This is a genomic window from Pseudomonas sp. GG8 (assembly GCF_052976945.1).
The window spans coordinates 917541-939463 of record NZ_JBRIIP010000001.1; the positions used below are offsets into that span (position 1 = coordinate 917541).

General features: G+C 57.8%; 20 protein-coding genes. 13 read left to right on the top strand and 7 right to left on the bottom strand.

Translation table 11 applies throughout. The features are described 5' to 3' along the window. The first annotated feature begins 64 nt into the window (after positions 1–64). From edd to ACVBEG_RS04565, 9 genes are all read left to right on the top strand, one after another. Positions 65–1891, top strand: a complete 1827-nt coding sequence (gene edd / locus ACVBEG_RS04525; protein WP_322178058.1) for a phosphogluconate dehydratase — start codon at positions 65–67, stop codon at positions 1889–1891. After that, positions 1888–2844, top strand: a complete 957-nt coding sequence (locus ACVBEG_RS04530; RefSeq protein ID WP_322215158.1) for a glucokinase — start codon at positions 1888–1890, stop codon at positions 2842–2844. Before edd ends, ACVBEG_RS04530 begins: the two co-directional genes overlap by 4 nt. Positions 2845–2942: 98 nt before the next feature. After that, positions 2943–3686: a response regulator gene (locus ACVBEG_RS04535; protein WP_416151985.1), complete on the top strand. Its 744-nt coding sequence runs from the start codon at positions 2943–2945 to the stop codon at positions 3684–3686. Then, positions 3676–5136: an ATP-binding protein gene (locus tag ACVBEG_RS04540; RefSeq protein WP_447107411.1), complete on the top strand. Its 1461-nt coding sequence runs from the start codon at positions 3676–3678 to the stop codon at positions 5134–5136. The genes ACVBEG_RS04535 and ACVBEG_RS04540 overlap by 11 nt, the downstream gene beginning before the upstream one ends. A 148-nt stretch (positions 5137–5284) precedes the next feature. After that, entirely contained in the window at positions 5285–6577 is a 1293-nt protein-coding gene (locus ACVBEG_RS04545) for an ABC transporter substrate-binding protein (protein WP_322178062.1), read from the top strand. 126 nt (positions 6578–6703) lie between these two features. Then, on the top strand, positions 6704–7612 hold the full coding sequence (locus ACVBEG_RS04550) for a carbohydrate ABC transporter permease (RefSeq protein ID WP_322178063.1): 909 nt from the start codon (positions 6704–6706) through the stop codon (positions 7610–7612). Next, positions 7605–8456 carry a carbohydrate ABC transporter permease gene (locus tag ACVBEG_RS04555; protein ID WP_447107412.1) on the top strand — a complete coding sequence of 284 codons (852 nt, stop codon included), beginning with the start codon at positions 7605–7607 and terminating at the stop codon, positions 8454–8456. Before ACVBEG_RS04550 ends, ACVBEG_RS04555 begins: the two co-directional genes overlap by 8 nt. 2 nt (positions 8457–8458) lie before the next feature. Beyond that, positions 8459–9622 carry an ABC transporter ATP-binding protein gene (locus ACVBEG_RS04560; RefSeq protein WP_322178064.1) on the top strand — a complete coding sequence of 388 codons (1164 nt, stop codon included), beginning with the start codon at positions 8459–8461 and terminating at the stop codon, positions 9620–9622. A 121-nt stretch (positions 9623–9743) separates the two neighbouring features. Then, entirely contained in the window at positions 9744–11108 is a 1365-nt protein-coding gene (locus ACVBEG_RS04565) for a carbohydrate porin (RefSeq protein WP_323566275.1), read from the top strand. A 150-nt stretch (positions 11109–11258) separates the two neighbouring features. Here ACVBEG_RS04565 and ACVBEG_RS04570 read toward each other — a convergent pair whose 3' ends face one another. After that, complete coding sequence (locus ACVBEG_RS04570; protein WP_322183037.1) at positions 11259–12119, bottom strand: MurR/RpiR family transcriptional regulator; 861 nt, start codon at positions 12117–12119, stop codon at positions 11259–11261. A gap of 239 nt (positions 12120–12358) precedes the next feature. Between ACVBEG_RS04570 and zwf the strand changes: the two genes are divergently transcribed. The 3 genes from zwf to ACVBEG_RS04585 are packed head-to-tail and all read left to right on the top strand — an operon-like array spanning position 12359 to position 15220. Continuing rightward, positions 12359–13828 carry a glucose-6-phosphate dehydrogenase gene (gene zwf / locus ACVBEG_RS04575; protein ID WP_447107413.1) on the top strand — a complete coding sequence of 490 codons (1470 nt, stop codon included), beginning with the start codon at positions 12359–12361 and terminating at the stop codon, positions 13826–13828. Further along, positions 13815–14528, top strand: a complete 714-nt coding sequence (gene pgl / locus ACVBEG_RS04580) for a 6-phosphogluconolactonase (RefSeq protein WP_323566276.1) — start codon at positions 13815–13817, stop codon at positions 14526–14528. The genes zwf and pgl overlap by 14 nt, the downstream gene beginning before the upstream one ends. Before the next feature lie 17 nt (positions 14529–14545). Next, a complete protein-coding gene (locus tag ACVBEG_RS04585; RefSeq protein ID WP_322178067.1) occupies positions 14546–15220 on the top strand; it encodes a bifunctional 4-hydroxy-2-oxoglutarate aldolase/2-dehydro-3-deoxy-phosphogluconate aldolase in 675 nt (224 codons plus the stop codon). A gap of 76 nt (positions 15221–15296) precedes the next feature. Here ACVBEG_RS04585 and ACVBEG_RS04590 read toward each other — a convergent pair whose 3' ends face one another. Continuing rightward, entirely contained in the window at positions 15297–16499 is a 1203-nt protein-coding gene (locus tag ACVBEG_RS04590; RefSeq protein ID WP_323566277.1) for an aminotransferase class V-fold PLP-dependent enzyme, read from the bottom strand. A gap of 26 nt (positions 16500–16525) precedes the next feature. After that, a complete protein-coding gene (locus ACVBEG_RS04595) occupies positions 16526–16756 on the bottom strand; it encodes a DUF3820 family protein (RefSeq protein ID WP_219060970.1) in 231 nt (76 codons plus the stop codon). Between the two features lie 226 nt (positions 16757–16982). On the opposite strand from ACVBEG_RS04595, the gene ACVBEG_RS04600 reads away from it, so the two are divergent. Continuing rightward, entirely contained in the window at positions 16983–17456 is a 474-nt protein-coding gene (locus ACVBEG_RS04600) for a ferritin-like domain-containing protein (RefSeq protein WP_447107414.1), read from the top strand. 62 nt (positions 17457–17518) lie between these two features. Here ACVBEG_RS04600 and ACVBEG_RS04605 read toward each other — a convergent pair whose 3' ends face one another. The 4 genes from ACVBEG_RS04605 to ACVBEG_RS04620 form a co-directional block, all read right to left on the bottom strand. Further along, positions 17519–19048 (bottom strand): sensor domain-containing diguanylate cyclase, encoded by a 1530-nt coding sequence (locus tag ACVBEG_RS04605; RefSeq protein WP_322178070.1) that lies wholly within the window; start codon positions 19046–19048, stop codon positions 17519–17521. Between the two features lie 415 nt (positions 19049–19463). Beyond that, the gene (locus ACVBEG_RS04610) at positions 19464–19694 is read right to left on the bottom strand and encodes a hypothetical protein (RefSeq protein ID WP_322178071.1); all 231 of its coding nucleotides are present in this window, start codon (positions 19692–19694) and stop codon (positions 19464–19466) included. A 193-nt stretch (positions 19695–19887) separates the two neighbouring features. Beyond that, the gene (locus tag ACVBEG_RS04615; RefSeq protein ID WP_322178072.1) at positions 19888–21252 is read right to left on the bottom strand and encodes a heavy metal sensor histidine kinase; all 1365 of its coding nucleotides are present in this window, start codon (positions 21250–21252) and stop codon (positions 19888–19890) included. Beyond that, the gene (locus ACVBEG_RS04620) at positions 21242–21919 is read right to left on the bottom strand and encodes a heavy metal response regulator transcription factor (protein ID WP_322178073.1); all 678 of its coding nucleotides are present in this window, start codon (positions 21917–21919) and stop codon (positions 21242–21244) included. The genes ACVBEG_RS04615 and ACVBEG_RS04620 overlap by 11 nt, the downstream gene beginning before the upstream one ends. Positions 21920–21923: the final 4 nt, after the last annotated feature.

Consider the following 21923-nt stretch of genomic DNA (forward strand, 5'->3'; position numbering starts at 1 on the left):
CCGCACAGTCGATAATTGGAATCACCTGAACGGGTCACCTATCCGTAAGCCTGGAGTTCATCACATGCATCCCCGCGTTCTTGAGGTAACTGAGCGGCTAATCGCCCGTAGTCGTGCGACGCGCGAGCGCTATCTGCAAATGATCCACGGCGCCGCCAGTGACGGCCCTATGCGCGGCAAGCTGCAATGCGCCAACTTTGCTCATGGTGTCGCGGGCTGCGGCACCGAAGACAAGCAAAGCCTGAAAATGATGAACGCCGCCAACGTGGCCATTGTTTCGTCTTATAACGACATGCTGTCGGCGCATCAGCCATACGAGCATTTCCCGGACCAGCTCAAACAGGCCTTGCGCGATATCGGCTCGGTCGGCCAGTTCGCCGGTGGTGTGCCGGCAATGTGTGACGGCGTGACCCAAGGCGAGCCGGGCATGGAGCTGGGCATCGCCAGCCGTGAAGTGATCGCCATGGCCACCGCCATCGCGCTGTCGCACAACATGTTCGACGCTACGTTGTGCTTGGGTATCTGCGACAAGATCGTGCCGGGCCTGCTGATGGGTGCATTGCGTTTTGGTCACTTGCCAACGCTGTTCGTGCCGGGCGGGCCGATGCCATCGGGTATCTCGAACAAGGAAAAAGCCGACGTCCGTCAACGCTACGCCGAAGGCAAGGCCAGCCGGGAAGAGCTGCTGGAATCGGAGATGAAGTCCTACCACAGCCCCGGCACCTGTACGTTCTATGGCACTGCCAACACCAATCAGTTACTGATGGAAGTCATGGGTCTGCACTTGCCGGGTGCCTCGTTCGTCAACCCGTACACGCCGTTGCGCGATGCCCTGACCCGCGAAGCGGCGCACCAGGTCACGCGTCTGACCAAGCAAAGTGGCGACTTCATGCCACTGGGCGAGATCGTCGACGAGCGTTCGCTGGTCAACTCCATCGTTGCCCTGCACGCCACTGGCGGCTCGACCAACCACACGTTGCACATGCCAGCGATTGCCATGGCTGCCGGTATCAAGCTGACCTGGCAGGACATGGCGGATCTGTCGGAAGTGGTGCCGACCCTGACCCACGTTTATCCAAACGGCAAGGCCGACATCAACCACTTCCAGGCGGCGGGCGGCATGTCGTTCCTGATCCGTGAACTGCTGGAAGCCGGGCTGCTGCACGAAAACGTCAACACCGTCGCCGGTTTCGGCCTGAGCCGTTACACCCGCGAACCGTTCCTCGAAGACGGCAAGCTGGTCTGGCGCGAAGGGCCTATCGAAAGCCTGGATGAAGACATCCTGCGCCCTGTTGCGCGGCCATTTTCGCCTGAAGGCGGTTTGCGCGTGATGGAAGGCAACCTCGGTCGCGGGGTGATGAAAGTCTCCGCTGTGGCGCCTGAACATCAAGTGATACAAGCCCCGGCGCTGGTGTTCCAGGATCAGCAGGACCTGGCCGACGCATTCAAGGCTGGCAAACTGGAGCGCGACTTCGTTGCGGTGATGCGCTTCCAGGGGCCGCGTTCCAATGGCATGCCCGAGCTGCACAAGATGACGCCGTTCCTTGGCGTGCTGCAGGACCGTGGTTTTAAAGTCGCGCTAGTCACCGATGGGCGCATGTCCGGTGCGTCCGGGAAGATTCCGGCAGCGATCCATGTCTGCCCTGAAGCCTTCGACGGCGGACCTTTAGCGCTGGTTCGTGACGGAGATATCATTCGCGTCGACGGCGTTAAAGGTACATTGCAGGTTCTGGTCGAGCCCGCAGAATTGGCCGCCAGAGAGCCAGCGATTGGTCTGCTCGACAACGGTGTCGGTTGTGGACGCGAGCTGTTTGGCTTCATGCGTATGGCCTTCAGCTCGGCAGAGCAGGGCGCGAGTGCCTTTACTTCGGGTCTGGAGACGCTTAAGTGAAATTGGCTTTGGTCGGTGATATTGGCGGCACCAATGCGCGTTTTGCCATCTGGGAAGACGGTCAGTTGCATTCGATCCGGGTCTTCCCGACCATCGATTACGCCAGCCCGGAAAAAGCCCTTGAGGTCTATCTCGAAGACCTGGACCTGCATCCGGGCGAAGTCGGCTCCATCTGTCTGGCGGTTGCCGGGCCGGTGGGCGGCGACGAATTTCACTTCACCAACAGCCACTGGCGCATTAGCCGCGCGGCGTTCTGTGCGCGCCTGAAGCTGGATAACCTGCTGCTGATCAATGACTTCTCTGCGATGGCGCTGGGCATGACGCGTCTGCGTGATGATGAGTACCTGACGGTCTGCCACGGCATCCCCGAGGAAGCTCGTCCACGGGTGGTGATCGGTCCGGGGACCGGGCTTGGCGTGGGCACCTTGTTGCCTCTCGCCGACAACCACTGGATGGCGTTGCCGGGGGAGGGCGGGCATGTGGATCTGCCGCTCGGCACTCCACGTGAAGCGCAGATATGGGCGCGCCTGATGACCGAGCACGAGCATGTCAGTGCCGAAACCGTGCTCAGCGGCAGTGGGTTGTTGCTCTTGTACAAGGTTAGCTGTTCGCTGGATAACATTGAGCCCACGCTTAAATCACCGGCCGCCATCACCTCGGCGGCGCTGGCAGGCGATCCGGTGGCTGCGGCGGTGCTGGAGCAGTTCTGTTGCTGGCTGGGACGGGTGGCGGGTAATAACGTGCTGACCGTCGGCGGTCGTGGCGGTGTCTATATCGTGGGCGGGGTCGTGCCGCGCTTCACCGACTTTTTCATCGCCAGCGGTTTTGCCCGGTCCTTTGCCGAAAAAGGCTTGATGAAAGATTATTTCAAGGGCATTCCAGTATGGCTGGTGACCGCCGAATACCCCGGTTTGATGGGGGCGGGTGTGGCGTTGCAGCAGGCATTTGGCTGAGGGCTGTATTGAACCTGTTGCGCTCGGCGCAGTCTGGGACCGTGTAACCTGTGCCAGGCCTCGTTCATGAGGCGCATGTTTTATTCAGAACAAGGACGATGGATGTGAGTTCAGTCAGTAAGTCGATTTTGCTGGTCGATGATGATCAGGAAATTCGTGAATTGCTGCAAACCTACCTGAGTCGTTGTGGCTTCGTCGTGCGCACGGTGGGCGATGGTGCCGGTTTTCGCCAGGCGCTCAACGAAGAACCCAGCGATCTGGTGATCCTCGATGTCATGCTGCCCGACGAAGATGGTTTCAGTCTGTGCCGCTGGGTGCGTCAGCATCCGCGTCAGTCCCAGGTCCCGATCATCATGCTCACGGCCAGTTCCGACGAAGCCGATCGGGTGATTGGCCTGGAATTGGGCGCTGATGATTATCTGGGCAAGCCTTTCAGTCCCCGCGAACTGCAGGCTCGAATCAAGGCCCTGTTGCGACGTGCGCAATTCGGCCATGAGCGTGGCGCCGGTGAGGTACTGATGTTCGATGAATGGCGGCTGGATATGGTCAGTCACCGACTCTTTCACAATGATGGCGAGGAAGTGATCCTCTCCGGTGCCGATTTTGCCTTGCTCAAATTGTTTCTGGATCGCCCGCAGCAAATCCTCGATCGCGACACTATTGGCAATGCCACTCGGGGTCGTGAACTGATGCCTCTGGAGCGCATTGTCGACATGGCTGTCAGCCGTCTGCGTCAACGATTGCGAGATACCGGCAAGGCGCCGCGGCTGATTCGTACCGTGCGTGGCAGTGGCTACCTGTTGGCTGCGAATGTCACGTCGTTGGTCAACCATGGCTACTGAAAAAGGTTGGCGTCTGCTGGTGCCGCACTCGTTGCTGGGTCGCATGCTGTTGCTGACGTTGTTGGTCGTGCTGCTGGCGCAGGGATTGTCCAGCGCGATCTGGTTGTCGCAATTGCGCGCCACGAAAATGGAAGGCTTGGTCACCAGCGCCCGCAGCCTCGCGCACTCCATGGCCGCCAGCGTCAGTTACTTCCAATCACTGCCGGTGGCTTATCGTCCGCTGGTGCTCGATCAATTGCGCAGCATGGGCGGTACACGCTTCGTCGTGACCCTGAATGACAAACCGTTGGAAATGGAAGTGCTGGGGCCGACTCCGCGCAAGACCGCAGTGCTGAACGCGGTCGATGAAGTGCTGCGTCAGCGTCTCGGCAGTGAGCCGAATATTTCGGTGAGTTTCGTGCGACCCGAAGACCTGCGGATTTTTAACGGTGGCATCAAGCTGGATGAGCTGCCGCGCTCCTGGGCGCATTACGCCTTGAGTCTGGAACCGATCAATCCGCCCGTTCTGGTCACCCAGATCGAACTGGCGGCCGGCGAATGGTTGTACATCGCTTCGTTGCTGCCCGAACCCTACACCACGCTCGAAGAGCAGGATCTGCCGGCGCAGCAGGTCTGGTTCATCGTGCTGACCAGCAGCTTTCTGTTGTTGTTTATCGGCCTGTTGGTGCATTGGCAAAGTCGCCCGCTCAAGCGTCTGGCCCGCGCGGCGCGGGAAATGTCGCTGGGTACGGTGGTCGAACCGGTCGTCGAAGGTGGGGGCAGCGAGGTGGTGGAAGTCAGCCGGGCGTTCAACGCCATGCGCGAGCGTATCAGTCGCTACCTCTCGGAACGCAGCCAGCTGTTCAGCGCGATTTCCCACGATTTGCGTACGCCCATCACGCGTCTGCGGCTGAGGGTCGAGCTGTTGGACGATGAGGCGGTGCAAGCAAAATTCAGTCGCGACCTCGACGAGTTGGAGTTATTGGTCAAAGGCGCGCTGCAATGCGTGAAAGATACGGATATCCACGAAAACATTGAACCGGTGGACCTCAATCAGGTGCTGCATTGTCTGGTCGAACCCTACCTTTCGCCAACCGGCAATGGCCGTGTCACTCAGCAGGGGAAGGCCGCCGCGTTTTATCCGGGCAAGCCACTGGCGCTCAAACGCTGCATCGGCAACCTGATCGACAACGCGCTCAAATACGGGCAGAAGGCCCACCTGCATGTCGATGACGACGCCGAAGCGTTCGTCCTGCACGTCGATGACGAGGGTCCCGGTGTGCCCGAGCAGCGCCAGGAACAAGTATTCGAGCCGCATTTTCGCCTGGCAGGCAAGCAACAACAGGGTTACGGCCTGGGCTTGGGTATTGCGCGCAATATTGCCCACAGCCATGGCGGAGAAGTGAGCCTGCAAAACCTCCGCGAAGGCGGATTGCGTGTGACCTTGCGCCTGCCGCGAACCCACGACTGACAGGCCTTTCTACGACTGTTTCCTTTATGTAACCAGGCTGTGACCTTTGCGCGTCCCTTCGTTACCATGGCGCCGAAACCCTTGGTTAAAATCTATGCAGCGCAAGCACCAGACTTGCTCATGCATAACAACAAGAAAAGGTAATCAGATGAATTCGATCTCCCGCCTCGCTGCTGTCATTTCCCTCGCCTCGTTGTTCCCTCTGAGCGTTCTTGCTGCGGATGCGCCTGCCGGTTCAAAAGGCACCGTGGAAGTGGTCCACTGGTGGACGTCGGGCGGCGAAGCAAAGGCTGTCGATGTCCTGAAAAAGCTGGTCGAAAAAGACGGCTATAGCTGGCAGGACAGCGCCGTCGCCGGTGGCGGTGGTGCAGCGGCCATGACCGTACTGAAGACCCGTGCGGTGTCTGGCAATCCACCTTCTGCTGCACAGATCAAAGGTCCGGACCTGCAAGAGTGGGGCGCCTTGGGCCTGCTGACCAACCTCGACGACGTTTCGAAAGCCAATAACTGGGACAAGCTGCTGTCCAAAACCGTCTCCGACACCATGAAGTACGAAGGTCACTACGTGGCGGTGCCGGTGAACATTCACCGGGTGAACTGGTTGTGGATCAACCCGGAAGTGTTCAAGAAAGCCGGTATCGACAAAGCGCCTGTCACCCTTGATGAGTTCTTCGCGGCAGGTGACAAGCTCAAGGCAGCCGGCTTCATCCCCTTGGCCCATGGTGGCCAACCTTGGCAGGACAGCACGGTATTCGAAGACCTGGTGCTGAGCATCATGGGGCCGGATGGCTACAAAAAAGCCTTCCTTGATCTCGACGAGAAAACCCTGACGGGCGACAAGATGGTCGAGGTGTTCGCCACGCTGAAAAAACTCATTGGCTACATGGACAACAACCGTGCCGGGCGTGACTGGAACCTTGCAGCGGCTGACGTCATTCAGGGCAAGGCCGGTATGCAGATGATGGGCGACTGGGCCAAGAGCGAGTGGAGTGCCGCCGGTAAGGTTGCCGGTAAAGACTACCAATGCGTTCCTTTCCCTGGCACCCAAGGCAGCTACACCTACAACATCGATTCGCTGGCGATGTTCAAGTTGTCTGCCAAAAACAATACTCCTGGCAACCTCGCGGCTCAGAACGATGTGGCAAAAATCGCCCTCGAGCCTGAGTTCCAATACGTGTTCAACCAGAACAAAGGCTCGATCCCGGTTCGTAACGATCTGGACATGAGCAAGTTCGACAGTTGTGGTCAGGCCTCGGCAAAGGACTTCAAGGACGCCGACAAGAACGGCAAACTTGAGCCAAGCATGGCGCACAACATGGCCACCTCGCTCGCTGTGCAGGGCGCGATCTTCGACACGGTCACTAATTTCATGAGCGACCCGAAAGCGGACCCGCAAGCCGTCGTCAAAAAGCTGTACTCGGGCATCCAGTCAGCCAAGTAATCGACTATTGAATCACCGCTGGTTCGCCAGCGGTACACCCCAGCCGTAGCGCATGCTGCTGAAACCTTAACGGGTTTCACGCTGGCGTTCGGCCTGGATTCCTTGTTCTCGAACTGGATTTTTCAGATGAGCTCTGTCGCTGTGTTCAGCAAGGCCTCACCGTTCGATGTGCTGCAACGCTGGCTGCCCAAGTTGGTGTTGGCGCCAAGCATGCTGATCGTGCTGGTCGGTTTCTATGGTTATATCCTGTGGACGTTTGTACTTTCGTTCACCAATTCAACGTTTATGCCCAGCTACAAGTGGGCGGGTTTGCAGCAATACACACGTCTGCTCGACAACGATCGTTGGTGGGTGGCGAGCAAGAACCTGGCGGTATTCGGCGGCATGTTCATAGGCATCAGTCTGGTGCTGGGTGTCGTGCTCGCGGTCCTGCTGGACCAGCGCATCCGTCGTGAAGGTTTTATCCGCACGGTCTATTTGTACCCGATGGCGCTGTCGATGATCGTCACCGGTACGGCCTGGAAATGGCTGCTCAACCCCGGTCTTGGTCTGGACAAAATGCTCCGTGACTGGGGCTGGGAAGGCTTCCGCCTGGATTGGCTGGTCGACCCGAGCCGCGTCGTGTACTGCCTGGTGATCGCAGCGGTCTGGCAGTCTTCCGGGTTCGTTATGGCACTGTTTCTCGCCGGGTTGCGCGGGGTCGATCAGTCGATCATTCGTGCCGCGCAGATCGACGGCGCGAGCCTGCCAACCATCTATCTGCGCGTCGTGCTGCCAAGCCTGCGCCCGGTGTTTTTCAGCGCGGTGATGATTCTGGCGCACATCGCCATCAAGAGCTTCGACTTGGTGGCGTCGATGACTGCAGGTGGCCCCGGCTACTCCTCGGACTTGCCCGCGATGTTCATGTACTCGTTCACCTTCAGCCGTGGCCAGATGGGCATGGGCTCGGCGAGTGCAATCCTGATGCTCGGCGCGATTCTCGCCATCCTCGTGCCATATCTGTACTCCGAGCTGAGGACCAAACGCCATGAATAGTCAGGTGGGTAAACCTTCCATCAGCATCAGCATCAGCCGGGTCGCGATCTATGCGGTCTTGCTGTTGGCGGTCGTGGTGTATCTGGTGCCGCTGATCGTGATGCTGCTGACCAGTTTCAAATCTCCGGAAGACATCAGCACTGGTAACTTGTTGAGCTGGCCGACAGTGGTCACCGGCATGGGGTGGGTCAAGGCCTGGGCCACGGTCGATGGCTACTTCTGGAACTCGGTGAAAATCACCGTGCCAGCGGTTCTGATCTCCACCGCCATCGGCGCCATCAACGGTTACGTGCTGGCGATGTGGCGCTTTCGGGGTTCGCAATTGTTTTTCGGTCTGTTGTTGTTCGGCTGTTTCCTGCCGTTCCAGACCGTGCTGCTGCCGGCGTCGTTCACGGTCGGCAAGATGGGGCTGGCAGCCTCTACCACCGGCCTGGTGTTCGTGCATGTGGTCTACGGCCTGGCATTCACCACGCTGTTCTTCCGCAACTACTACGTGAGCATTCCGGATGCGTTGGTCAAGGCTGCGCGGCTGGACGGTGCCGGATTTTTCACCATCTTCGGCCGGATCATTCTGCCGATGTCGACGCCGATCATCATGGTCTGCCTGATCTGGCAGTTTACCCAGATCTGGAACGACTTCCTGTTCGGTGTGGTCTTCTCCAGTGGCGACTCGCAGCCCATCACCGTGGCACTGAACAACCTGGTCAACACCAGCACCGGTGCCAAGGAATACAACGTTGATATGGCAGCGGCGATGATCGCCGGGCTGCCGACACTGCTGGTCTATGTGCTGGCTGGTAAGTATTTCCTGCGTGGGCTGACGGCCGGCGCGGTCAAGGGGTAATCATGGCAACTCTCGAATTGCGCAACGTCAACAAGACCTACGGCAGCGGTTTGCCGGACACCTTGAAAAACATCGAACTGAAGATCGATGACGGCGAGTTTCTGATTCTGGTCGGTCCTTCGGGCTGCGGTAAATCGACGTTGATGAACTGCATTGCCGGGCTGGAAAACATCAGCGGCGGCTCGATCCTGATCGATGACGCGGACATCAGTGGCATGAGCCCCAAGGATCGTGACATCGCCATGGTGTTCCAGTCTTACGCGTTGTACCCAACCATGAGCGTGCGCGAAAACATCTCGTTTGGTTTGAAAATCCGCAAGATGGCGCCCGCGGCCATCGAAGAGGAGGTCGCGCGGGTCGCCAAGCTGTTGCAGATCGAACACCTGCTCAATCGGAAGCCCGGCCAGCTTTCCGGTGGGCAGCAACAGCGTGTGGCCATGGGTCGTGCGTTGGCGCGGCGGCCGAAAATCTACCTGTTCGATGAGCCGCTTTCCAACCTCGACGCCAAGCTGCGGGTCGAGATGCGGACTGAAATGAAACTGATGCACCAGCGCCTGAAAACCACCACGGTTTACGTGACCCACGACCAGATCGAAGCCATGACTCTGGGCGACAAAGTGGCGGTGATGAAGGACGGGATCATTCAGCAGTTCGGCACGCCGAAGCAGATTTACAACGATCCGGCCAACCTGTTCGTCGCCAGCTTCATCGGTTCGCCGCCGATGAACTTCATCCCCTTGCGCCTGCAACGTAAGGACGGGCGGCTGCTGGCCCTGCTCGACAGTGGTCAGGCGCGTTGCGAGCTGCCGCTGGGCATGCTTGATGCGGGCCTGGAAGACCGTGAAGTGATTCTCGGCATGCGTCCTGAACAGATCGTTCTGGCACCCGTCGAACCCAACGGCTTGCCGACTATTCGCGCCGAAGTTCAAGTCACCGAGCCGACCGGGCCGGACACCTTGGTGTTCGTCACGCTTAACCAGAGCAAGGTCTGCTGCCGCCTGGCGCCGGACGTTGCGCCGCAGGTAGGGGAATCACTGAACCTGCAGTTCGATCCTTCAAAAGTGTTGCTGTTCGACGCCAAGAGCGGTGAGCGGCTCGGGGTTTTGGGAAAGTCCCAGCCCGCTGAACGTGTGGGCAATGTCACGCAAATTAGTCGCAACCAATGACGGGGTGCGCCGAGCATCGCGGGTTTGATCGATCAGGCCTTAACAGTCGGTCAGCCAGCGACACGATGTTAGTCAATGCAAGTCACCTACTAGCGCTAATAACAATAAGAGGATTTAAGGGATGAATCATAAAGAAGCCAAATCGCTTACCCAATTCAAGCTGATTAGCACGCTGTCTGTTTTGGGTGCATTAAGCTTGGCTGGAAGCGTGCACGCGGCTGATGCTTTTGATCCGAACTCGCAGTGGATGTCGGGTGACTGGGGCGGCACGCGTACCGAGCTGCTGAACAAGGGATATGACTTTTCACTTGAGTACGTAGGGGAAGTCGGCAGCAACTTGCACGGCGGCTACAACAACGACAAGACTGCGCGCTATGCGGATCAGTTCGCTCTGGGCGTGGACCTGGATCTGCAAAAAATCCTCGGCTGGCATGACGCTGAATTCAAACTGGCGATCACTGAGCGCAGTGGCCGCAACATCTCCAATGACCGCATAGGCGATCCGCGTGCTGGCACCTTTAGTTCGTCACAGGAAGTCTGGGGCCGTGGTCAGACCTGGCGCCTGACGCAAATGTGGGCCAAGCAGAAATATTTTGACGGCGCACTGGATGTTAAAGCTGGTCGTTTTGGGCCAGGCGAAGACTTCAACAGCTTCCCGTGCGACTTCCAGAACCTTGCGTTCTGCGGCTCGCAAGTGGGTAACTGGGTCGGCAGCATCTGGTACAACTGGCCGGTCAGCCAGTGGGCGTTACGTGTTAAATACAACATCACCCCCGAGTTCTATGCACAGGTCGGCGCGTTCGAGCAGAACCCATCCAACCTGGAAACCGGTAACGGCTTCAAGCTCAGTGGCAGCGGTACCAAAGGCATGATCATCCCCACCGAGTTGGTCTGGTCGCCGAAGGTCAACGACCTGCCGGGCGAATACCGTCTCGGTTACTACTACAGCACCGCCAAAGCCGACGACGTTTACAAAGGCGCCGACGGTCAGGCGCAGCCACTCACCCCGGGCGGGGAATACCAGTCGCACAGCAGCAAGCATGGCTGGTGGGTCGTGGCACAGCAGCAACTCACCACCCACAACGGCGATGCTGCCCGTGGCTTGAGTGCGTTCGCCAACGCAACCGTGCATGACAAGGCTACCAACTACATCGATAACTACCAGCAGATCGGCCTGACCTACAAAGGTCCGTTCAATGCGCGTCCAAAAGATGACATGGGCGTGGGTATCGCTCGGATTCACGTCAATGATGATGCGCAAGACCGTGCACGTCTGGTCAACCAAATCAGCGGGATCGACGATTACGACAACCCTAACTATCTGCCGGTGCAGAGTACTGAATACAACGCCGAGATTTACTACGGTTTCCACGTCACCAATTGGCTGACCGTGCGTCCCAACCTGCAATTCATCAAACACCCAGGTGGCGTCGATCAGGTTGACGATGCGCTGGTTGCAGGTTTGAAGATTCAGTCGAAGTTCTAAGCGGGTTTTAGCGCTAATCAAGGTTTGAAGACGCGCTGTCAGTGATCAAGGTATGTGTGTGCTTTGCGGGCAGCCTGGCTGCCCGTTTTTTTTGAGTCGTTTGGCGCAGAAGCGCTGGCTCGATGCGGTGTGCCCGATGGTGACCGGGCCTTAAATCAACTCATCGTCAATCGGATACCGGCTGGCGTTGAGGCTTTCCTTGATTTTGCGCAAATGCGGCTGGAAATCCACGCCCCGGCGCAGGGTCATGCCGGTGGCCAATACGTCGAGCACGGTGAGCTGGATGATCCGTGAGGTCATCGGCATATAGATGTCGGTGTCTTCTGGGAGCGGGATATTCAAGCTCAGGGTGCTGGCCTTGGCCAGTGGCGACCCCTCGGCGGTCAGGCCCAGAACCGAGGCGCCGTTTTCGCGGGCAATGCGGGCCACTTCCACCAGTTCGCGGGTGCGGCCGGTGTAGGAAATGATCACAAATAACTCGCCGGTATGTGCGACGGAAGCGATCATGCGCTGCATCAGCACATCAACGTGCGCGGTCACCGCGAGGTTGAAACGAAAGAATTTATGCTGCGCATCCATCGCCACCGGGGCCGAAGCGCCGAGGCCAAAAAAATGGATCTGCCGCGCCTGAATCAATAGATCCACGGCTTTGCTGATCAGGTTCGAATCGAGTTGCTGAAGGGCGCTGTCCAGCGAGGCAATGGCGCTGCCGAAAATTTTCCGGGTGTAGTCCTCGGGGTTGTCGTCGGCCTCCACTGCGCGGCTTACATACGCCGCGCCACTGGCCAGACTTTGCGCCAGCTGCAACTTGAGCTCGGGATAACCGCTGACACCGAACGAGCGGCAAAAGCGGTTGACCGTGGGCTCGCTGACCTTGGCGGCCTGAGCGAGCGCGGCGATACTCAAGCGCGTCGCTTGCTGTGGGTTGAGCAGGATCACCTCGGCGACCTTGCGCTCAGCCTTGTTCAATTCATCGAGACGGCCCTGGATATGCTCCAGGAGGTTGCGCATGCGGTCCATTTTATATCCTTGTCGAGCAGGCAACAGACTGATTTGTACACACCCTGGCAATGCCTGTCATCGAGAGTCTTACAGACGCTGGTAAAGGTGGCCTATCGTACTGATGGCCCTCGTCGATCACCATCGGAATCTGGTTTTAGACGAAATGTTGTGGTTATTACTACATTTGATCTTGAATACTGCCTTTAAAAAAGGTATTTGTAGCCTAACTTGATAAAAGAACAAACATTATGCCCCTGATAACGGTTGAATCGTGCACCTTTGCCTTGTTTGGCGCGTTAGGCGACCTGGCAGTGCGCAAGCTGTTTCCGGCCTTGTACCAGCTTGACCGCGCTGGGTTGTTGCATGCCGATACCCGTATTTTTGCCTTGGCGCGTGAGTCCGGCAGTGAACAGCAGCATTTGGCTTACATAGACAGCAGTTTGCGCCGATTCGTACCCGAGGCCGAGCTTGAAGATGAACATGTGCAGCGTTTTCAGGCGCGCCTGAGTTACCTGCATGTGGACTTTCTCAAGGCCGAGGATTATGTCGCACTGGCTGATCGGGTGGGCGACGCCGAGCGTTTGATCGCCTATTTTGCTACCCCGGCTTCGGTGTATGGCGCGATCTGCGAGAACCTCGCGTCGGTCAATCTGACCGAGCGCACCCGTGCCGTACTGGAAAAACCCATCGGCCACGACCTGGCCTCCTCGCGTCGGGTCAACGATGCGGTCGCGCAGTCCTTTCCGGAAAACCGCGTCTATCGAATCGACCACTATCTGGGCAAGGAAACCGTACAGAACTTGATCGCCCTGCGGTTTGCCAACAGCCTGTTCGAGACCCAGTGGAATCAGAACCACATTTCCCACGTTGAAATCACGGTCGCCGAACAGGTCGGCATCGAAGGCCGTTGGGGTTACTTCGATCAGGCCGGGCAACTGCGCGACATGATCCAGAATCACTTGCTGCAACTGCTTTGCCTGATCGCCATGGACCCGCCGAGCGACCTGTCCGCCGACAGCATTCGCGACGAGAAGGTCAAGGTGCTTAAAGCCCTGGCGCCGTTCACCCCTGAACGCCTTGCCACTCAGGTGGTGCGGGGCCAGTACATTGCCGGTTACAGCGAAGGCAAACCGGTGCCGGGCTATCTGGAGGAAGAAAACTCCAATACTCAGAGCGATACCGAAACCTTTGTTGCGTTGCGTGCTGACATTCGCAACTGGCGCTGGTCGGGCGTGCCGTTCTACCTGCGTACCGGCAAGCGCATGCCGCAAAAACTGTCGCAGATCGTGATCCATTTCAAAGAGCCGCCGCACTACATTTTCGCCCCCGAGCAGCGCTTGCAGATCAGCAACCGGTTGATCATTCGCCTGCAGCCTGATGAAGGCATTTCCTTGCAGGTGATGACCAAGGATCAAGGCCTGGATAAAGGCATGCAGCTGCGCAGCGGCCCTTTGCAGTTGAATTTTTCAGACACCTATCAAAGCGCGCGGATCCCCGATGCCTACGAGCGGTTGTTGCTGGAAGTCATGCGTGGCAATCAGAACCTGTTTGTCCGTAAAGATGAAATTGAGTACGCATGGCAATGGTGCGACCAACTGATCGCGGGCTGGAAGAAGGCCGGCGATGCACCCAAGCCTTACGCGGCTGGGTCGTGGGGGCCGATGAGCTCCATTGCACTGATTACTCGTGACGGGAGGTCCTGGTATGGGGATATCTAAAGTTGAACTGCCTGCGGGCATAGTCGCTCACACGTTTGCCAATCCGGCGCTGTTGGCCAGTGAGCTGGCGACGGCGGTGGCTGAGCAACTGCGCAGCGCAATCAGTGCGCATGGCGTGGCGACTCTGGTGGTGTCCGGCGGGCGCAGTCCGGTGGCATTTTTCCAAAGCCTGGCGCAGCAGTCGCTGGACTGGTCCAAGGTGGTGGTCAGCCTGGCGGACGAACGCTGGGTGCCGGTGGAACATGCCGACAGCAATGCCGGCCTGTTGAAGCGCTACTTGCTTCAGGGGCCAGCGGCTAAAGCCCGTTTCATTGGGCTGTACCGCGCAACGCCAACCCTGGATGAGGCGGCACATGAGGCCGATCAAGCCCTGGCTGAGTTGCCACCGATCGATGTATTGGTGCTGGGTATGGGGGATGACGGCCACACTGCGTCGCTGTTTCCCAAGAGTCCGAACCTCAGCGAAGCATTGCGCCTTGATGGACAGCGTCGTTGCTTGCCTATGCTGGCGCCGACGGTGCCACGCCAGCGCTTGACCCTGACGCGTCAGTTGCTCGCGTCTGCACGTCTGCAGATACTGTCCATTTCCGGGCAGGCCAAACTCGATACATTACGCACGGCAGTGGCAGGTGATGATCTCGCCCAAATGCCCATCCGTGCCTTTCTGAATTCCTCCTTAGAGATTTACTGGTGCCCATGAGCAAAGGATCAGCCGCCATGAAAACAATCGAAAAAAACCTGCCGCTGAACAGCATGGCGAACAAGATTGTCCAAATCGACGAACTCTGCGCCAAGGCGAAGATTTTGCCGGTGATAACCATTGCCCGCGAACAAGACATTCTGCCCCTGGCCGATGCGCTGGCCGCTGGCGGATTGACCACGCTGGAAGTGACCCTGCGCTCGGCATTCGGCCTGACCGCGATTCGGGTCTTGCGTGAGCAACGTCCCGAACTGTGCGTCGGTGCCGGCACCATCCTTGACCGACAGATGCTGGCGGACGCTGAAGCGGCTGGGGCGCAATTCATCGTTACCCCCGGTTGCACGCCCGAGCTGCTTCAAGCTGGCGTCGACAGCCCGCTGCCGATGCTGCCGGGGATCAGTAGCGCCTCGGAGATCATGATGGGCTACGCCTTGGGTTACCGTCGTTTCAAATTGTTCCCGGCTGAGATCAGCGGCGGCGTTGCGGCAATCAAAGCCCTTGGCGGCCCGTTCGGCGAAGTTCGTTTCTGTCCTACCGGTGGCGTTAATCCAGACAACCTGAAGAGCTACATGGCGCAGCCGAACGTGATGTGTGTGGGCGGCTCGTGGATGCTCGACAACGCCTGGATCAAGAATGGCGAGTGGGCACGGATTGAAGCTGCCAGCGTTGAAGCGCTGGCGTTGTTTGACTAACGGATAGGTTGTTGGTTGTTGTTGCTTGGCTTTTCACGGTGCGCCTTGGTCGGGTGCACCGTGTTTTTTAGGGCGGTTACCGGCTCAGTTCACGCAGTGCTCGTACCAGTGTTTCGATCTCCGCCACCGACGTGGTAAAGCCCGGAGTGATACGGATGCACGGCCCGCACGCAGCGCCGTCGCGCGCCACCGTGAACAGGTTGTACTCCTCCAGTAAACGCTCGACCATCCGCTGCTGATCCACTTGGCGGGTAAAGCGCAATGCCGTGATCCCGCAATACAGGCGCGCGTCGTCCGGGGTCAAAACCTCAATTCCCGACAATTCCCTTGCAGGCTTGACCCACAGGTCGCGCAGGTAGTTCAGGCGTGCGCCCTTCACGGCGGCACCGCCCATCGCCAGATGCTCTTCGAACACTCGCGGCAGGGTCATCAGGGCCGGGATATTGGGCGTGCCATAGGGCGCGCGCGACCGGATATCGTCGATTGCAAATCGACTGTCGCCCATGTCCGGGTCGATGTCTGTCAGGCGCTCCTGGGCAATGTAGATAAAGCCCAGGCTCAGCGGCGCTCCGATCCATTTCTGCAGATTGAATCCGGCAAACGCCACGCCCAACTCGTCCAGTTTGAAGTCGAGCTGGCCAAGGGCGTGCGCGCCGTCGAGGATCACGTCAATGCGATGGGTCTTGGCCCACGCGGCAATCGCTTGCACCGGCATCACCAGACCGGTGCGGTGGGTGACGTGGGTCAACGCCATCAACTTCAAACGGGGGTGGCTCTCGAAGGCTGAGCGGTAACTGTCCAGCAGGCTCTCATAGGTGGCAGGGTGCGGGTGCTGGATTTCAATCACCTCCACATCACGGCTCTTTGCCAGCCAGCGCATGGCGCTTTGCACGCTGATGTAATCCAGATCGCTGATCAACACCTGATCGCCAGGTTGCAGGGCGTTGTAGTTGCGAATCAATGATTGCAGGGATTCGGAGGCACAGCGCGTGATGGCGATCTCGTGGGCTGGCACTTGGACCATTGCCGCCAGTTGATCGCGAATCAGCACGCTGTCGACCTGATCGAACTGATGGCGCACATACACTGAGTTGCTGCGGTTGATGGCGGCGATCTGGTGTTGATAGTCCTCGACCACCGTCCGGGTCATGCGGCCAAAATAACCGTTTTCCAGGTTGATCGGGCCTGGCTCGACCTCATAGCGTGAAGCGATGCGCTGCCAGAAGGCTTCGTCTCGGGCGCAGTCCAGGGCGGTGGCGGCATGTTGATCAATCGGCATCACGAACTCGCTTGGCGTATGAATCGTTAGGGGCGGAACGGGCGTTGGCGCTTGCGTAGCGGGTCAAGCAGTTCGGACAAACCGTTATGGTCGATCTCGTGCATTAACGCCAACAGGCTGCCCAACTCACCCGAGGGGAAACCTTCCCGAGCGAACCAGTTCAGGTACTGCCCCGGTAAATCGGCGATGAGCCGGCCCTTGTATTTGCCATACGGCATTTCGCGGGTGACCAGCAGTTCAAGTTTTTCGGGATTCATGTCCAGGCCATTCAATGGGGTGCGCACGTCGGATGTGCACGAAACTACAGCCCTCAAGATACGTGCATTCTGCATGCAGGCCAAACGACAGTTCTTGCAGAAAGAACGATTGATCTGTCTCTTGTGTAAATCAACTTATTGAAATGTAAGGTATTTAAAGAAAATAGAACGTGGCATGAAGGCTGCTTTTTCAACTGTCATCCACTAACCGATAAGGAGTTTGAAAATGACAGATATCAATAAAGAAGCCATTTCATTGCTCAATGATTTGATTGAAACCAGTAAGGATGGCGAAAAAGGCTTTCATACCAGCGCTGAAGACATCAAAAATCCGACGGTAAAGAGCTTTTTTATCAGCCGGTCGCAAGAGTGCGCCACAGCCGTACGGGAGCTCCAGGCTGAAGTTCGTGTTCTGGGCGGGGATCCTGAAACGTCTTCAAGCATCGTTGGTTCGCTGCACCGTGCCTGGATCGATCTGAAGTCGGTGGTTACTGGTAAAAGCGATGAGGCGATTCTGAGTGAGGTAGAGCGAGGTGAAGACACTGCACTCAAGGCCTACAGAAAAGCACTTGAAAAAGCCCGTGAAGAGAATCTGCCAACGAACGTTATCGCATTGATTCAGAAGCAGCTTGACGGAGCACAACGTAACCGTGATCAGGTCAAAGCCATGCGTGATACCGCTCACGTACAAAAAAACTGATTGAACGCTTTAGAGAAAACGCCAGCTCGTCTGGCGTTTTCTCTGCATGCGCAACCTGCAACTCAAGTGACAAGAGGGTCGCGGTGGGAGGTCCATGATCCGCACTCCACACGATTGCGACCTTTGCGTTTGGCTTGATACAGCGCCTGATCGGCAATGCGGGTCAAGGTGCTCAGCGTGTCGCCGGGGCGCATCACATGAGAGACGACCCCGATGCTGACGGTGATGGCGTGTTCGTCATTGGCAAAGCGCGGCAGGGCCTCGATTGCAGCCCTGATGGCTTCGGCGATGACCTGAGCGCCTTCGAGCGGTGTGTCGGCCAGTACCACGGAAAACTCTTCGCCGCCATAACGCGCCGCAAGGTCTCCAGGGCGGCGAATACGGCTAAGAATAGTCGCCGCCACAGTACGCAGGGCCTCGTCTCCACCATGATGGCCATGGCGGTCGTTGAACGTCTTGAAGTTGTCGACATCAATCATCAGCAGCGACAGTGGCTGCCCTGAACGTAACCCTCGCGCCCATTCGGTTTTCAGTACCTGATCGAGCCTGCGACGATTGGCCAGGCCGGTCAAGCCGTCGGTCGCAGCCAGGTGGGCCAAGCCATTTTCGGCACGCTGGCGCAGACGCAGTTCGCGGCGCAACAGAAACGTCAGCCACAAAATGCCGAAACATAAGATGCTGGTAGCGCTGCCCACCAATAAGGTAGTGCGCCTCCAGACGGCATACACCTCTTCCACTGATTGGCCAACGACCACGATCAGCGGCAAATCGCCGACTCGCGAAAAGGTGTAAAGACGCTCTTTGTTGTCCAGCGAGGACACACTGGTGAAGTGACCACTGCCTTCTTTCAGGAAGCGTTGGAAGTTAGCTTGCTGGCTGAAGTCCGCGCCCGTCATATCGTTGCCATCCAGCACTGGCTGTCGAGCGAGCAGAATGCCGTGGGTATTGATCAGGTTCACGTTGCTGTCCTTGCCGATACTCAGGTCTTTGAACAGCTCATTGAAATACAGCAGCCGCATCGCCCCCGAGGCGATGCCAAGAAATTCGCCTTCAGGTGAAGACACGCGGCGACTGAAGCTGATGCACCAGTCCGGGTCACCCAGGCGCATCTTGAACGGATCGCTGACCAGCAGGCCCAGCGATGGGTTATCCCGGTGCGCCGTGAAATGAGTGCGGTCAGCAAAGTTGCCGGCTCTGGGGACGAGCGAAGTAGAGTCAGCAAGAATGCTTCCATTCTTGTCCAATAGCAGCAAATCACCTTTATAGGGCGCAGCGGTGGAACGGTCGAACAGCATCAAATGACGCATCTGTGACGGGATGGCCATGATCCCCGGAAGCTGCCATGCGGCAATCATGCCCTGGATAGATGTGTCGTACAGCTCGGCATTGCGCTGCACGTCGGCATCGATCAACTGCACGATGTTGGACGCCGTGCGGGCGGCAAATTCTGTCGCGCTGTCGCGCTCGCGAAACAGCAGTGACGTGACGATCACAAGAATAGCGACCACCGCAAAGCTGCTGCCGAAAATCAGGATGACTTCGGGTCTGGACCACTTTCCTGGCGTTGCGTGCAATGTAAAGGTTGGGTTCATGACCGGAATTCTATGGAAATAAAATACGGAGAATAATTTAACGTACTGATTTAAAAGACAATAACTAGTTAGGTAAGGATTTTTTAACACCTGAGTAGAACGTATTTAACACCTTATATCTTAGCGGCGGTATCAGCGTGCTCTCTAATAATTGTTACACGTCTGACATGTCTTGATAGCGGGTACGATCAGTCTTCAAGCTGAACGCACATCTTGTGCAGGGGGCGGGTCGGGATTCAGGTGGGTTAGCGAACGGGGGAAAAGCAATCGGTGGGCCCTAAGGTGCCCGACGTACAGCCGCTACGGCGCAAAATTGTACGCAAAAAAAAAGCCACTGAGTAGCAGTGGCTTTTAAAGAACGGTCGATCAAATGGGGCATTTGATCGACTGTCGAGGGAAACGTTATTACAGTCGATTAGCCCTTTTGAGCGTTATCGGAAGTACCGCTATCTACCGACTTTTCCAGAGATTGCTCGTTGTTCGGTGTCTTTGCGGTCATTTCTGCTCGGGTTTGGGCTTGTTCGACAGACGCCTGACGTGCGGCTTTCTGTGCAACAAAGGACTGCGATTCTTCTGCAGACGCCTGACCGGATAACAGGAACGAAGACAATACGAAAACGCTGGCAATACCCATACTGGTGGACATTTTTGAGACCTTCTTGCTAGGCAAGTGCTAATTAAGTGCGACAAAAATATAGGTCGGACCAAGTTCGAAAAAGAGGCATGTACTCAAAGGACTTTTGTCATTCTGGTAACAAAGTGCGGCACGAATTTTAACGTCTCAGCGGAGATAGCACGTTTGCGGGGGCAGGCACGCCTGCAATGAAGAGGGGAATGGTTCAGCGCGGAAGGTTGATGCCGAAAGTGTTGACGCCTTGCTGGCTGTGGACGAAAACGGTCCCGCCATGCATCAGGGCGATGGCTTTGACGATGGCCAGACCCAGCCCGTGGTTGGCGCCGCTGTTGCTGCGTGAGGCGTCGACGCGATAGAAGCGCTCAAAGAGCATGGGCAAGTGTTCGCTGGCTATTTCGGCGCCGGGATTGGCCACTCCGATGCTGACATGCTCGTCTTGGGCCCGGATCTCGACCCGGATCACTTGCCCTGGCTCGGTATGCTGCACAGCGTTGTGCAACAGGTTAATCAGCGCCCGTCGCAGGTGGGCTTTTTCGATACGAACGCTGGCGTCACCCTGAACCTCGACCCGCACGTGAGCGTCTTCGAGGATGAAGTCCAGGTAATCCAGGGCTGTGGCGACTTCTTTGGCCAGCGAGGTGGACGTCAATTCGGTGGCCTTGCTGCCTTGGTCGGCGCTGGCCAGAAACAGCATGTCGTTGATGATCGACCTCAATCGCTCAAGCTCTTCCAGGTTGGATTGCAACACTTCGAAGTAATGCTCGGCTGAGCGTCCACGGGTCAGCGCCACTTGAGTTTGACCGATCAGGTTGGTCAGCGGCGAGCGCAGTTCATGGGCGACATCGGCGTTGAATGATTCGAGCCTTGAGTAGGCTTGCTCGACTCGCTCCAGCGTCGAGTTGAATGAGCTGACGAATTGGTCCAGTTCAGGCGGTAGGGAGGACAGTTGCAGGCGGCCAGACAAACGTGGGGGCGCCAGTTTTCGGGCTTCCAGCGATAGGCTGACCAAGGGTTTCAAACCGATGCGTGCGACCCAGTAACCCAGCACTGACGCGAGCACGATGCCGGCGGCCGCGAGACCGATCAAGGCGATCAGCAGCGAGTGCTGGGTCTGCCAGAAGGTTTCGGTATCGATTGCAATCAAAAACCGTAGCGGTGGGCGTTGATCCTGTGCCGGGAACTGGCTGACCAGTACTTTGAACGGGAACTCATGGCCGGCCAGTGCCATGTCGCGCATGCCCGGCGGGCCCTTGGCGAACTGGCGTATCGCCGCATCCGGGCTACCAAACTCGTAGGCCGGGTTGTCGCTGACGACCCAGAATCGGATGCGCTTGTCTTCTTCGCTGAGTAGTTTGAGTTTGGCGCTGATCTTCGCCCAATGCTCGGGTGTGCCGAATCGGGTAACGGCGGATTCGAGCACGCTGTAGCGCGCTTCCACCTCGGCGGCGGGCAACTGGCCGAGGCCTTTTTCGACTTGCAGGTAAAGGGCCCAGCCGATCAGTAGAAACACCAGCATCGCGACCAGCGCAAACAGGCTGCTCAGGCGCAGGGCGATGGAATTAGTTGCCACTGCGGTTCTCCAGCACATAACCCATGCCGCGAATGGTATGCAGCAGCTTCTGCTCGAACGGCCCATCCAGTTTGGCGCGCAGGCGTTTGATCGCGACTTCGACGACGTTCGTATCGCTGTCGAAATTGATATCCCAGACCATCTCGGCAATCGAGGTTTTCGAGAGGATCTGACCCTGGCGGCGAGCCAGTACGCTGAGCAGGGAAAACTCCTTGGCGGTCAGGTCCAGGCGCATCCCGGCGCGTGTGGCCTTGCGGCTGATGAGGTCGATCCAGAGGTCGGCGATGCTGATCTGCACCGGCTCATGGCCGCTACTGCGTCGGGTCAAGGCTTGCAGGCGCGCGACCAGTTCGAGAAAAGAGAAGGGTTTGCCCAGGTAATCGTCCGCGCCTTCGCGTAAGCCGCGAATGCGGTCGTCGACGTTTTCGCGAGCGGTGAGCATGATCACCGGTGTCTGCTTTCTGGCACGCAGGGCGCGTAATACCCCGAAGCCGTCCAGGCCCGGCAGCATGACGTCGAGAATGATTACCGCGTAGTCACTTTCCAGCCCCAGGTGCAGGCCTTCGATACCATCGCGGGCCAGGTCCACGGTGTAGCCCTGTTCGGTCAAGCCCCGGTGCAGGTAGTCGGCGGTTTTCTCTTCATCTTCGATAATCAGCACGCGCATGGGG